This window comes from Roseofilum acuticapitatum BLCC-M154 (genome assembly GCF_030068475.1).
GTDB classification, from domain to species: domain Bacteria; phylum Cyanobacteriota; class Cyanobacteriia; order Cyanobacteriales; family Desertifilaceae; genus Roseofilum; species Roseofilum acuticapitatum.
In genome coordinates, this window is sequence record NZ_JAQOSP010000101.1 from 109479 (window position 1) to 124151 (window position 14673).

10 protein-coding genes are annotated in these 14673 nt (G+C 45.2%); 2 read left to right on the plus strand and 8 right to left on the minus strand.

The features are described from left to right. Positions 1-8: 8 nt before the first annotated feature. Positions 9-1442 carry an ATP-binding protein gene (locus PMG71_RS15565; RefSeq protein WP_283754625.1) on the plus strand — a complete coding sequence of 478 codons (1434 nt, stop codon included), beginning with the start codon at positions 9-11 and terminating at the stop codon, positions 1440-1442. Positions 1443-1636: 194 nt separating this feature from the next. On the opposite strand, the gene PMG71_RS15570 is transcribed toward PMG71_RS15565, so the two are convergent. From PMG71_RS15570 to PMG71_RS15585, 4 genes are all read right to left on the minus strand, one after another. Next, a complete protein-coding gene (locus tag PMG71_RS15570; RefSeq protein ID WP_283754626.1) occupies positions 1637-2590 on the minus strand; it encodes a HEAT repeat domain-containing protein in 954 nt (317 codons plus the stop codon). Between the two features lie 282 nt (positions 2591-2872). Continuing rightward, positions 2873-4231 (minus strand): glycosyltransferase family 4 protein, encoded by a 1359-nt coding sequence (locus tag PMG71_RS15575; protein ID WP_283754627.1) that lies wholly within the window; start codon positions 4229-4231, stop codon positions 2873-2875. 232 nt (positions 4232-4463) lie between these two features. Continuing rightward, on the minus strand, positions 4464-5918 hold the full coding sequence (locus PMG71_RS15580) for a sulfotransferase domain-containing protein (protein WP_283754628.1): 1455 nt from the start codon (positions 5916-5918) through the stop codon (positions 4464-4466). A gap of 7 nt (positions 5919-5925) precedes the next feature. Next, positions 5926-6921: a glycosyltransferase family 2 protein gene (locus tag PMG71_RS15585; protein WP_283754629.1), complete on the minus strand. Its 996-nt coding sequence runs from the start codon at positions 6919-6921 to the stop codon at positions 5926-5928. A gap of 16 nt (positions 6922-6937) precedes the next feature. Here PMG71_RS15585 and PMG71_RS15590 point away from each other — a divergent pair, with 16 nt between their 5' ends. Then, on the plus strand, positions 6938-7501 hold the full coding sequence (locus PMG71_RS15590; protein WP_283754630.1) for a Uma2 family endonuclease: 564 nt from the start codon (positions 6938-6940) through the stop codon (positions 7499-7501). 7 nt (positions 7502-7508) lie between these two features. On the opposite strand, the gene proX (PMG71_RS15595) is transcribed toward PMG71_RS15590, so the two are convergent. The 4 genes from proX (PMG71_RS15595) to PMG71_RS15610 form a co-directional block, all read right to left on the minus strand. Continuing rightward, on the minus strand, positions 7509-8552 hold the full coding sequence (gene proX / locus PMG71_RS15595) for a glycine betaine/L-proline ABC transporter substrate-binding protein ProX (RefSeq protein WP_283754631.1): 1044 nt from the start codon (positions 8550-8552) through the stop codon (positions 7509-7511). Positions 8553-8622: 70 nt separating this feature from the next. Beyond that, entirely contained in the window at positions 8623-9642 is a 1020-nt protein-coding gene (gene proX, locus PMG71_RS15600; protein WP_283754632.1) for a glycine betaine/L-proline ABC transporter substrate-binding protein ProX, read from the minus strand. 36 nt (positions 9643-9678) lie between these two features. Further along, entirely contained in the window at positions 9679-10719 is a 1041-nt protein-coding gene (gene proX / locus PMG71_RS15605; RefSeq protein ID WP_283754633.1) for a glycine betaine/L-proline ABC transporter substrate-binding protein ProX, read from the minus strand. After that, positions 10716-14339, minus strand: a complete 3624-nt coding sequence (locus PMG71_RS15610) for a glycosyltransferase (RefSeq protein WP_283754634.1) — start codon at positions 14337-14339, stop codon at positions 10716-10718. The genes proX (PMG71_RS15605) and PMG71_RS15610 overlap by 4 nt, the downstream gene beginning before the upstream one ends. Positions 14340-14673: the final 334 nt, after the last annotated feature.

The window sequence follows — 14673 nt, forward strand, 5'->3', positions numbered from 1 at the left end:
TACAACTAATGAAATTTCTGCGTCAGGAACACTCTCAATGGACAGTATCTCAAAGACTTCTTAGCACGTTTATCATTGCCTTTTTAGCCGTGGGTTCAATTGCATTGATTGTAGAATCTTGGTGGTTGCGAAGAAACTTGGTAGAACAGGTTGAAAGTCGGGCTGAAGCTTTAGCCAAGAGCTTGATTTTTTCAGTAGAAGGGATTGTTGAAGGCAGTTATCGGGCGAGTCTGAACCGGACGGTACAAAACTATGCCACTTTACCGGCAGTTTTGGAAGTTGTCATTCTTAGCTCTAATCAGCAGATCGTTGCCCATAGCAATACTATTTTTCCGAGAAGTTTATACTTTCGTTTGCAATCGGATATCCAAGCCTTAGAACCTTCGCTGCGAATGGAACAGCATGTTCATACAGAAGTGGTTTTAGACCAAAAATCGATTCTGATTTTTAAGGTTCCATTTTATAGCTCGATTTTTAGTTCTTCGAGTGGTGCAGTCATGCTATTTATCGATCGGGCGGAAATGGAAAGACGATCGCTACAGACATTTATCTTCTCTACTGTTATCCTCCTTTCTGCTCTGATCGTGATTCTTCTGGTACTGGGATGGGCGATTCAGCACACAGTATTACAGCCTCTTAAAAAAATCAATCAGGCCATAGAAGAGAGCCAAAATAATCAGAATTGTGTGATTGCAAATCGGTTTAATTCTCAAGAATTTACTCATCTAGCGCAAACGTTTTCAGATGCCTACAATCAGTTACAAACAGAAATTATTGAACGTCGCCAAGCTGAGGATGATCTGCGAAAAAAATCTGATGAGTTGGAAAAGTTAATTGTGGAGTTGAAACAAACTCAAATTCAACTGATTCAAACGGAGAAAATGTCCAGCTTAGGGCAGTTAGTAGCTGGTATTGCCCATGAAATTAATAATCCCGTTAGTTTTATTGCGGGTAATTTGCTTCCGATTGAAGGCTACTTCGAGGATTTTTTGCACTGCTTGAAGGCTTATGAAAAATACTATCCTGAACCTGTGCCAGAACTTCAAGAGTTAAGGGAAGATTTGGAACTTGATTTTGTGCTACAAGATGTTCAAAATATCTTAAAATCGATGAAACATGGAACGGATCGTATTCGCGATATTGTTGTATCGATGCGGAATTTTTCCCGTTTGGATGAAGCGGAGATGAAGGAGGCGGATATTCATCAAGGAATTGAAAGTACGCTGCTGATTTATATTGCTGATAATGGTGCGGGAATTTCAGAATCCGATCAACAGCGCTTGTTTGACCCATTTTTTACGACTAAGCCGGTGGGAGAAGGAACGGGTTTGGGTCTTTCGATTAGCTATAAAATTGTGGTCGATCGCCATAAGGGTCGTTTAGTGTGTCATTCTGAACTGAACAAGGGCACGGAGTTTGAGATTGAGATTCCAGTGTCTTAGGTAGTGAGGGTTTCAATCCCCTTTTTTGGAAAGTTACAGAAGAGGGGTAATATCAAATCCTTAAATGGTTGCTACATATAGTCAATTGGCATAAGAATGAGACATAGCTGTAGGGGCGAGCGGCCGCTCGCCCCTACATATACCGTTGTTGTCGATTGATATGTAGCATTCTCTTTTAGATTTGATATAAGAACTCAATCCTCCCAATCATTCTCTTCTGGGCTACTATTTTCTAGTTTAGTTATTGCTAGTTTAATCACTTGGGAAACTGAGGGTTCACTTTCCTGGGTTAAGGCAGTTTGCAAGGGTTCTATCGCACTCAGATCGCCGATTTTCATCAGGGATAGGGCGGCACTTTTTCGACTGTCTGGATCTGAATGTTGTAGAAGTTCTAAAAGTTGGGGAATGCCATGGGTATATTTGAGGTTGCCTAATGCGGTGGCGGCTTCACAACGGACGATAGAGGCGGGATCGTTTAGGGATTGTAATAATAATTGGTATTCATGATTATGCTCCGCATCGCTGGCGCGATCGCCGTTTTCGAGATTTTCTTGCACCACTTGAGCCATCACTTCTATCACTGCTGCTCGCACTTCTGGGGACTCGGATGCCATTTGTTGATACACTAAATCCTTGGCTTCTGAGCCAATAAATGCCAATGCCCAACCCACTAATCCCTTATAATTTTCGGGATGATTGGCATCGGCTAGGATCTCCAATAGAGCAGGAACGGCAACTTCACCGGTTCTGGCTAAAGCGCCTACCGCAGAGCCTTTAACCACCATATCATCATCATTGAGTAGGGCTTCTACCAAGGTGGGAACGGCTGTGGGATCGGCAATTAGGGTTAAGGTTTTGGCTGCTGCTCGCCGCACAACGGGGTTAGCATGATGTCGCAGAGCCTCTAATAATACTGGGGTGGCGGGTGTACCAATTTTTCCTATGGTTTCGGCAAAGCTAAGGCGCACCATCCCCCTAGAGTCGCCCAAGCATTCTACCATTTGCTGCAAAACTTGGCGATCGCCGCTATCAAACTCTCCAGCCAACATTTGCCCTTGCACGCTCTGCAAAAAAGCATCAGTTTCTTCAGTAGACAGACAGCCTAGGCGATCGGAAGTCGAAAATTCAGCAGGAGAAGGATGATTCATGACAAACGACAGTCAGCACAGACTCAAATTGTATAACAAAAAGAGTACGTTTACTCAATTCATTTCAGTCATATCATATCAAGTCCGATTGTTCATGTCCGCGAAGCGGAAATACCATGATTAAAAATTTAGGGAGCGAGACGCTCCCACTCCAGTAATATCAAGGGATTAGAGGAGTGCGAGCATCTTGCTCGCTATAGCAACACCATTCTATTCTTTATTCCCTTTAACTGGATTTGATATGATTACCGAACACCTCATCAATTTTTAATTTTGACTTGGCTACGGCAGAGCAAACCCCTTAGATTTCTTCTTCTTACCCTTCGAGGATTTCGGATTGCCCTTTTGCATATACGCTTTCATCTGCGGGGTAAACCCATCTCCATTAGCATTGGGTAAATTACCCTTAGCCACATTTTCCACAATTTGCATATGCTGAGGTAACAAATCCTTCAGGGCATATTTTTCCACAATTAACTGCCTCGCCTTTTCGCGCAAAGGAGCCATTTTTTCTGGATTGTCTAAAGCTTCGCCCACTCGTTTAGCAATCTCTTTCGGCGAGAAGAAATCCACCAGCAAACCATTCTCTCCATCCTGGATCATCTCCCTTACTGGAGCCGTATCTGAACCCACAATCAAACAGCCAGTTGCTAAGGATTCCATCATCGACCAAGATAACACAAAGGGTCGGGTTAAATACACTCGTACAGTAGAGGCTTGCAGCACCTGTAAATAGAGTCCATAGGGTAGAGGGCCGGTAAAATGTACCCGTGACATATCCAAGTTTAGGCGCTCTAACATGGCCTGTTTATAGGTTTTGCCATTGGGCAAAGATTTACCATAACAAACTCGGTCTTCTCCCACAATCACCACATGACAATTGGGGCGCTGTTCCTGAAGATAAATAATCGATTCCATGAACTGGGGAAAACCGCGATAGGGTTCCATTCCCCTGGTGGCATAGGTGACAATTTCATCAACTCCGGATAAATCCAGGGGATCGATAGGCTTACCAAATCCTTCACCAGTAAATTTTAATTTTGCGGCGGGATTGGGCTTAAAATAGTCTGTATCAATGCCATCAAAAATAACGGATAATTTACTTTGAAATTCGGGCGGAAATTGGGACTTTTGCCACTGGGTCGGACATACTCCCCAATCACAGTTATATAGGTCTTGCAGGATGGAAGCATTTTTAATCCGAATTCGACATAAAGCGTCGGCAGAAAGGGGTTCAGAGGGGTCAAAGTCGGCATCACTTCCCCTAGCATGATAAAACCATTCGTAATAGCACATGAGGGGAGTGTGGGGAAAAACTTCTTTTAAGAATAAGGTTGGCCCCCATCCGGAATGACCATACATAATATCGGGAATAAAGCCTTCGGATCTGAGTTTTTCGGCGACTCGATACACACTTTGACCATATAAAACGGCGCTTTCTAAGGGCTGAACATAGTGATGAGTTTCTGGTCTCGGTTCTCGACTGGGATTAAAGAGAACTTTTCGCACTCCGGGAATGACCCATTCGGGGCGTTCGTTTTTGGTGATGAAGACCACTTCGTTGTTAGGGTCGCTGCCAAAAATGTTGGCTAAATGACGGAATTGGGCGGGAAAGTTGGGGTGTAAAAATAGAATTTTCATGTAGGTTTAATGAACGGTTGGACAGATACGGTGGATTTCAGTCACGACGGTAAGGTGCGTTACGCTGTCGCTAACGCACCCTACTGCCGTGATAACCCTAAAATGGTGGGTTACGGCGGATTGAGAGATTGCTATCACAGTCTAGGTTTTAGCCGCCTAACCCACCCTACGCTAATGCACATTTTTAGCTGTGTCACGGCACTACTATTTCGCAATGACATATTGTAACTGATTATTCAGATTTGATCTTATCTTCGGGTGCGCGACAGATCCAAATACAATCTCTGGGCACTAATTCCGTATTTTGTTCTAAGATTTCATAGCCCAAGGTGGTGAGGAATTTTTCCATGATTTCATTGGTCATAATAGAGAAGGCGGTTCCATCTCGTTTTCCGAGAAGATTATGGGGATAATCGTTGAGGAATTTTTCCCATCCGAGGGGGGAGAGGATGTTACTATGGTGGAATAAACAGAGCCGTCTGCCGCGCAAAAGTGGGGGAATTTGTGCGAGATAATTGTAGATGTCTCTTGGTTCGATGTGAACCATGGTATCGTAACAGAAACAGACATCAATACTGCCGGGTTGAATGCCGTCTAGGGTGAGTCCATTGAGTTTGACGTAGGATGTGCGTTCAGTTCCTAATCTTTCTTGGGTGGCTTTGAGCATTTGGGCGGAAATGTCGGCACAGACTAATTCTTGGCAATAGTTTAATAATAGGGCTGCGGTTTTGCCGCCGCCAATGCCAATTTCAAGGACGCGATCGCCAGATTGAATATACGGCGCGATTAAATGGGTTTCGATTAACTGTTCGTATTCTGACAGGGAAGAGGCTGCTCCGGCTTGTTTGCCGATCCATTCATCACCAACATGCTGATAATCTGGAGCGGTAGATGTCCAATTTTGGGCATAATTATCCCAAGCGCCTTCATAGTCAATGGGGCTGGATGGTTTAGTCATAGTCCAAGGTAAGGGTTGACGAAGATAAACGGATAAACGCTGGTTGTGAGGGGTAAAATAGTCGGCGAGCTGTTGATAGAGTTGGGGGGAAATGTTGGGGTAGTCTCCAGCATCATAAATAGGGGTTTCTGTGAGATCGTGGGGGGGTAATTCCAGGAATTCATAGACTTGATTGGCGATCGCCTGGGGATGGCTGTAAAAGTCTTCAGCCAGTAAAATTAAGAACTGCTCCGAGGGGAAATACTCGTACCAACGCAGCAGTTGATCCAGGTATAGCCCCCGGTCTAAATAACTGTAATGGCGATGATTAAAGCTATGATACAGGGGATTGGCTTGGATTTTTGCCACTTCTCCTTGTAGTCTTTGGGGTTCACTGGCGATCGCCTCCTCTAAGCCTAACGTTTCAAATCCCCACCGCACCTCATGATAGTAATGGGAAATGGCCCGTTTAACTGGATCTCGCAAGAGTACAATCAGTTTCACGTTGGGATAGCATTGGTGAACCCGTTGGGGAGCCAAAGGATGATAGAGATAATAGGGACTCGCTTCCCCTCTCATTCCCGGTTGCGGAAATTGGGCTTCATACCAAGAAACCCCGCGATCGAAGTGTAAGCTAAAGAAATGGAGTTCCTTTTCTGTCGCTGAACCGATCCCTGGATGTTCAATCAGATGATGATAGAGGGAAGTTGTCCCACTTTTTTGCGCTCCTATAATGAGGTAATCCACCATAAACCGGTTATCGAGAGTTGTTAGGAAGGCTAGACCCACCCCTGCTTAATAATCTTTTAACATCTTTGCGGCATTTATGGACAAAAACTCGGAGGGCAATTCCCTGGGAACCATACCCCGCTTGCCAACTGCGCCAGCCTAGCTCTAGGATGGGCAAACCGAAGTTGAGAACAAGATCGCTAAAAGGGTTATTTTTCACCTCTTGGGGATTGAGGTTGAGGCGATCGCAGACTGCCTGATTCAAATTACGATGGGTAATGTAGCTTCTTCCCGTCATTTTTCCGATTTTCTGCCATGCGGCGATCGCTTCCTGGGAAAGAGTCCCCGCATTTTCCACCACTCCCACCGCGTTGCTCTCATGGATGCGATATCGCACCAGGGGATGGGGGATATGAGCGATTTTGCCCTGATGGGAAGCAATTAGGGCAATCCACCAATCATGATACCAGTCGCCCCCATTTCGGGCAGGAAAGGGCAGCACCAGCGAGAGTAGTTGGGGACGAAACATCATCGTACATCCGGTGAGGGTGTTGCGGAGGAGGAGGAGTTGGGGGGTGAGGTTTTGCGGCGCTCTTTTCTCAAACTGCCATGCAGAAGGGTGTCGGGTTTGGTCTTGTGCGTCGATCAGCTCTAGGTCAGAATGGACTAAAAGGGCTGATTCTGACTCTAAAGTGTGCCATTGACGCTCTAGTTTATCCGGTAGCCAAATATCATCCTGATCGCAACAGGCGATCGCCTCTAAACTCGGATCTCCCAGACACAACTGTAATCCCCGCTCAAAGTTATGATAAGAACCCACATTTTCTGAGTAGGAATGGAACCGGAAACGCGGATCTGCGGCAATCAGGGCTTGAATTTGGGTTTGGCACGCTTCAGAGGAGCGATCGTCAACCACATAACAAATCCAATCGTGCCAAGTTTGCCCCCGTAAAGACTCAATTTGTTTTCGTAAATATCCCAAATCCGGGTTATAGGTCGCTAGAATAATACCAATTTTCCCCATTACCCATTACCCATTTATGTTTCTAACCGTTGAAGACCTGGAAAAACTGCAAATCCAATTAACTGATGCCCATCTGGACTATCAGACAGAATTAGTAGATGGTAAAATTATTATCATGGGATTATCCGATTACGTTTCCGAAGTTATTATTGCCCGATTAGTCTTTTTCTTGCAAAATTGGGTGATACCCCGATCGCTAGGTTATGTGACCTGTTCTTCCGCCGGATTTCGCCTACCGGACGGCAATCTGCGGGGCCCCGATGTTTCCTTTGTACCGGCTCAGAAAATGCGGCAAGCTCCCCGTGCGTTTGCAGAAATTGTACCGGATTTGGCGATCGAAGTCCGGTCAGCCTCCGATAATATTAAACCCCTGGTGGAAAAATTGGAAAAATTCCTAGAATTAGGCTCTCAAGTGGGGATATTAGTTGACCCCAAAAACTTAACCGTGACAGTGTATCGTCCCCAGAGCGAACCCCAGGTTCTCACCAATGGGGATACCTTGGCGATCGCCGAACTGCTACCGGGTTGGGAATTGGCGATCGCCGACATTTGGCCCCCCGTATTTGATGAAGCGCCATAACCTGATGTTATTCACCCGCAGCTTTCGCCTCTTCGATCCAGCGATCGAACTGCTCTTGATTTTTACTCACCCATTGTTCTGCCATACGCCGCAGATCGTCCGGCTTATTTTCCCCTTCTTTAATCCGCAAACTGACTTCATTCATATCTTCCAGGGGAATTTGCACCAACTCAAACCAGCGTTTTGCCACTGGATTTTGTGCTAAGAACTCAGGATTAGACATCACTTGCTGAGTGGTTGCTGGCAAGCCCAAATTTTTACCATTAAATGTGGTATCTGCTTCTGATATATTAGTCGCATCCTCTGGCAAAGACGTAAAAGGAACTTCTAACCAAATTACATCTTCACCTGGCCTTAAAACAGCACCCACCCAATGGGGATTATAAGCATAGTAAAAAATCGGCTCTCCTTCTTCGTAACGAGTAATAGCATCTGCTAACAAAGCCGTATAACTTCCTTGATCGTGTTCTACGGTATCTTCAAGTTCATAGGCTTGAATATGATGATTGGTAGTTTTTTCACAACCCCAACCCGGATTACATCCGGTTAAATTAGCTTTTCCATCTCCATCAAAGTCAAATAACTGGGCAATTTTTGGATCTTGAAACTGTTGAATATTCGTGATTCCATATTCATCGGCTGTTTTTTTGTCAATCAGATATCCTTGGGTTCCTGATTCAATTAAAATTCCTACACCTGTTAATTTTTCTTCACCTCCAGCATTGTTAAAAAACTCTTCATGCCCAGGCTTGTAATAGGCCACACTATAATCTACATCTCCATTGGCAACGGAAAGATAAAGGCCAGGATACTCCAACTCTTTTGGCGAATCAACCTGATAACCGAGCTGTTCTAGACCAATATTCACCACCTGAGTTTGAAAACTTTCTTCCACCCAGGTACTATGTCCTGAGCGAATGGTGACCTCTTCAGGGGGTAAACTACCACTCGAAGAACTAGACTCGGATGCGGGTTGACAAGCCGTTAATCCCAGAAACAGCGACACACAAGTGGTGAGCAGGATAGTTTGGGGAGATAATTGGGTTTTCACAGTCTTCTTAAAGGTTTTATCTAGGACAAAAAGGGTATAATTGTTTTAGTATAATATATTTTGTCCCAGTTTACTCCCCCGCAGCCTTTGCCTCTTCAATCCAGCGATCGAACTCCTCTTGATTTTCAGCAATCCATTCCTCTGCTAAAAGGCGAATCTTCTCCGGACTATCCTCACCCTCTTTAATCTGCAAACTGACTTCACTTATATCTTCAAGAGAAAATTGCACCAATTCTAACCACCGTTTCGCCACTGGATTAGCGGCAGCAAAGTCTGGATTTAGCACAATTTCTTGTGCCCCCCCTGGAAACCCTGTATTTTTACCATTAAACGTTGTTTCTGCTTCACTCAACTCCTCATTTTCTGGCAAAGAAGTAAACGGAACCTCTAACCAAATTGTATCCTGCTCCGGTCTTAACATCGCAGAAATCCAATGAGGATTATAAGCATAAAATAAAATGGACTGCCCTTCTTGATACCGACGAATCCCGTCATCAAGCAGAGCTTCATAAACACTTTGCTCTTGTTCAACGGTTTCTTGCAATCCATACACTTCTATATGATGGTTGATGATGGATGCACATCCCCAACCGGGATTACATCCGGCTAAATTCGCTTTTCCATCTCCATCCCAGTCAAACAATTTAGCCAGGTCTGGATCTTTCAATTGTGCCAGATTTGTAATTCCATATTCCTCAGCCGTTTTGCGATCGATTTGATAACCTCTATTACCAATGGGAACAAAAACTCCTAATTTTTGTATTTTTTCCTCGCCCCCTGCTTGGTCAAGCATACCGTCATGACTGGGACTATAGTAAACAACGCTGTAATCTAAATCCCCATTAGCCAGAGACAAATAAATTCCTGGATACTCCAATCGTTTCACGGGAGCAATTTGATAACCGAGTTGTTCTAGACCAATATTCACCACCTCAGTTTGAAAAATCTCGTCAAGCCAGGTACTATGGGCGGAACGAATGGTTACGTCTTCGGGTGACAAGTTGCTCCTCGATGGTGCAGTCGAATCGCAACCCGTTAATGCCATACCTAGAGATAAGACAGTAGAAATAAATAATGATTTTGAAGCCAACTTTCCTATCATGAATTTGAGATCATTGATCTGGTTTTATTCCCCCGCAGCTTTCGCCTCTGCAATCCAGCGATCGAACTGCTCTTGATTATCACTTACCCATTCTTGAGCTAAACGGCGAATATCTTCCGGTGTATTTTCACCTTCTTTAATCCGCAAGCTCACTTCATTCATATCTTCAAGAGACATTTGAACAGATTCTAACCAATGTTTCGCAACTGGATTAGCGTCTGCAAATTCTTTGTTGGCTACGATTTCTTGACCGCCACCTGCAAAACCGACGTTTTTACCATTAAATGTGGTGTCTTCTTCTGTAATATTTGGATTATCTGGTATTGATGTGAAAGGAACTTCTAACCAAATCACCTCTTGATCTGGCCTTAAAACCGCAGACATCCAATGAGGGGTATAGGAATAAAACATAACTGACTGTCCTTCTTCATACCGAGTGATTACATCAGCCAGTAGCGCTGTAAAGTTTCCTTGGTTTTGTTCAACTGTCTCTTGCAGTCCATAAGTTTCTATATGGTGATTGATAACTGATTCACAAGTCCAACCGGGATTACAACCGGCTAAATCTGCTTTTCCGTCTCTATCCATGTCAAAAAGGGCAGCAATTGCGGGATCTTGAAACTGCTCTAGATTAGTAATTCCGTATTCTTCAGCCGTTTTTTTGTCAATCTGATACCCTCGACTACCGATAGGAACTAGAACTCCTAATCTTTGTAATATTTCATCGCCCCCGGCTTGGTCAAACATGGTTTGATGACTGGGACTATAGTAAATCACACTATAGTCTAAATCTCCATTGGCCAGAGAGAGGTAAATTCCTGGATACTCTAGTTCTTTGACAGAATCAATCTGATACCCTAGTTTTTCTAGACCAATATTAACAATTGCAGTTTGAAAACTTTCTTCTATCCAGATACTATGAGCTGAACGAATAGTAACCTCTTCGGGTGGTAAGTTACTACTCGAATCACTCGATTGTTGAGTCGGCTGACAAGAGATTAATCCCACCGCGAGAGAGAACAGGGTGGAAATCAATAGAGATTTTGATAAAGATGGCTTGTTCATTCAGAGTTAGAAATCGATGATTGGGGTTCATGTTGCAGTACAACTTCTTTGACCATTTCCAGGTGTTTGGGTAATTGTTTCTGGTTGTCAAATAAGCGATTGACTCGTGCATAGGCATTGCCGCGCAAACGGTTGGCGTAGTCGGTGTCGATCGCCTCCACCAGGACGTTGGCTAACGCCTCTGGATCGCCAGGACGCACCAAATACCCCTCGTGGCGATCGCCGATCATCTCCGGTATGCCAAACACATTCGTACTGACAATCTTTAGCTCAAACGCCATCGCTTCTAAGACTACCCTAGGAAAGGACTCTTCAAAGCTGGTACAAACAAATATATCCGTTAAGCCAAAAAAGTCAAACACATAGCGCGTTTCTGGATACATTTTCACATAATCTAACTTCAGCCGCTCTTGCACCTGGCGCAAATAGTCCAGATAGATAATTTCGCGGGTTCCCACAATCAAAAACTCTAGATTCTTAAACTTCGAGGCGGGATACATCTTCTCTAACTGCTTGATCGCCTCTAGGAAAATATGTTGCCCCTTACGCTCGCAGGTAGTTCCAATCACCGAAATAACGGTTTTTTCCTCCGCAATCCCATATTTTTGCCGCAAATAGGACTTGCTATTACTGCGGCGAAACTCCGCTATTTTCCCTAAATCCATGCCTCCGGGAATCGTGCGAAACCGGCCATGAATGTCCAAATCATGGAAAATTTTCCGCGTGGCATCGGCGACAAAAATCACCCGCGAGGCATTCTGAAAACAACGCTCCAGTACACCGCGCATCACTTGCGGGGGAGAGTCGCCAAAAAAGTTGCGTAAACTGCGCTCAACGGTGCAACTTTCATGGATATGCCAAATACTGGGTAAGCCAAAAAGTTGCGCCAATTCGATGCCCCAAAACCCGACCATGGTATTGGACATCACCAAATCGAACTCATTCAGCTCTAGGAGTTCGCCCACCTTTTGAAGACGCTGATGGTAGGTTTCTAGGCTATTATCCACCCGTTGCAGATTATCTTCTATCAGTTTGACGGGAATATTTAACGCTTCGTAATCGTTGCGTAAGGGGCCATCAACGAGGGAGACAACATTAACTTGGCACTCTCCTGACTCGACAAAATGCTTGGCAAAATTGTAAGCCATTAAGGGAGCGCCTTCAAGGGCTAAATTGTGGGTGACTAGCAAGATTTTAATCCCGGAAATGCGACCACTATGGACATAATGCAAGGGGTTTAAGTCCATGGCCATGGAATCAATGTTAATATTGGGGTTAATATAAGGGTCTTTTCTGCCCTGATATCGTCCCATGAAATTTAGGTGTTCCTTGGGGTTATAATAGTCTCCCCGTGAGGCACTGCCTTGGTGAATGAGGGTGGCTTGGGGGGTATAAACGACGCGCTTACCGGTTTCTTGCACGCGCAAACAATAGTCCACATCGTTGAGTTCTAAGCCTAATTTTTCTTCGTCAAATCCCCCCACCTGATGGTAAAGTTCGGTGGAAGTGAGCAAACAGGCTCCGGTTACTGCTGAGACATTTCGGGTGGTGTGGGGATAGAATAAATAGCCTAATTCTTCTTGCCGTAACCCGTGGAATAAATGACCCGCTAATCCGCCATTGGGGCCGATACAAACTCCGGCATGTTGTAGGGTATTATCGGGATAAAGGAGACGAGCGCCAACGACTCCGACTCCTTCGATGGACATCCAACCTACCATGTCTTCGAGCCAACCGGGGGCGATCGCCGTAATATCATTGTTAAGCTGCAACATTAGGGGAGTCTCTACCTGTGCAGCGCCAATATTCACCAAGCGAGAGTAGTTGAAGCCCTCCCGTCCGGTTACACTGGGGTCAGGTCGTTGGCTTCTAATCACCCGATAGGTTAATTTTAATTCATTGGGTAGGGACGTATGTAGGGGCGAACGGCCGTTCGCCCCTACAAGGTACTGATAAAATTCCTCTGTGTTCGCTTCTGTAGACTGGTCATCTACAATAATCACCTGCACATAACGCGGATCTACGGTTTTCTCCAGACTGGCAATACACTGAGATAGGATTTCCGTGCGATCGCGGGTCGGAATCACAATAGTAACCGGATTTTCTGCTAAAATCGAGCTATCCCACTGCAACTGATGCAAGCATAACCCATACTTCGTTGCCAACTCCGGTAAAAAAGGTTTCGCCTTTAAATTGCGTCGCTCCAGGGTATCGGAAATTGCCCGATACGCACTATCAAACACATAAGTTTTCTGAGTTCCCTTCGATGCCGTGCTTTCCGGATGGACGCGCCAATGATAACAAACATGGGGAATATGACGCACCTTATCCAGGGTCGTTTTTTCACGTACTCGCAAGTAAAGATCGATATCCTGCGCCCCCTCCAAACCCGGTCGCAACCCTCCCACCTCATCAATTAAGCGCTTGCGAATGATGGCTAGATGGTGCGTATAATTGTGGGCGATCGCCATTTCTGGACTCCAAACCCCCTTCATCTGATACCCGTAGCGCTCTCCGGTGGGGGTAATTTTGTCCTCGTCGGTGTACATCCAATCCACATCGGGGTATTGATCCACACATTCCGCCACATGGAGCAGCGCATCGGGAGAGAGCAAGTCATCATGGTCTAAAAGGGCGATATACTCCCCCGTTGCCACCTCTAGAGCCGAATTCGTCGCCTTGACAATATGACCATTTTCGGTTCTAAAAACAACCTTAATCCGAGGGTCTGAGGCTTGCGCTTGGGTCAAAACCTGTTTAACATGGGGTTGGCTAGAAGCATCATCCGCAATGCATAACTCCCAATTGGGATAAATTTGTGCTTGTACAGAGGCGATCGTTTCTTCTAAAAAACCTTTCGGTGGATTATAAACCGGAACCACCACACTAATTTTCACCCCCGTTTTTTCCAACCTCTGGGCCGACTCCTCCATCAATTTCTGCACCTTAGCCGTTAAGCGATTATGGGCTAACCAACGCTGATAGGGGTCTTCCTGTTGCCAAGGATGAATCATCGTCGAATAGGAGGCAAATTCCTGAGTTTGGGTGTGGTCAACATAGCGCTTAATAAACCGAATCCAAACCAGAGGCGATAAAGGAATTCCACCACGCTGTTTATAGGCTAAAATCACCTTAGTCATGAACCCAGAAATCACCTGGGAAACCTTCACCTTCGGCGGACGCTCGTACACATTTTGAATCGTAATTGTCCGAGCAAAACAACAGACCGAATCCCCATTATCCAACTGCGCCATAATTTTAAGGGCAATCTCCCCAGAAAAATTCGGCTCAATGGGTAAATTCCAACCAAAGCCACTCTTCTCAGCCGAGGGAAAATCAATAAACGCTTGCGCCACATCCGGACGGGGTTCCCCATAGGTAATGGTTTCCTCTTGACTCCCCTCTTGAATCAGGGTCAGCGCCTCAATTTCATGTCGCCGATGAAACACCCAACCCGCGATTCGCAATACCCCACTGACATTCCGTTCAATGGCATTGGGACTCTCTAAGAACCCCTGGAGGTCTCCTGTGGGGTTTACCTCTAAGTTCGGCGCTCTCTTCAGCAAAGCCTTCAGGGGAGATTTCACCATTTGTATCAGGGGGTTCAGGGATTTTTTCATGCAAAGACAGTCCACTCCACATCAAGCTGGAACCCGCAGGCCCAGAGTCGATTAGCAACACTGTAACAGAATAACTTAAGATTTGATCCCTGAGACAAGGAAGAAACCGGGTTTTGGGGTTGAATGCATCGGGTGGGGGAAAGAAACCGGGTTTCTACCCAAGTTGAAGACACCAATGAGAAGATAAAGTTGATTCAATGAAGGTTGAGACACTCACAAGTAGGCACTGCCCACCTTACACATTGAGTTACATCATGTCTCATTGTTATTTAAATTGACTATAAACAAGAAACCCGGTTTCTGGGTTGAGCATGGAGGGATAAATTGTTAATTG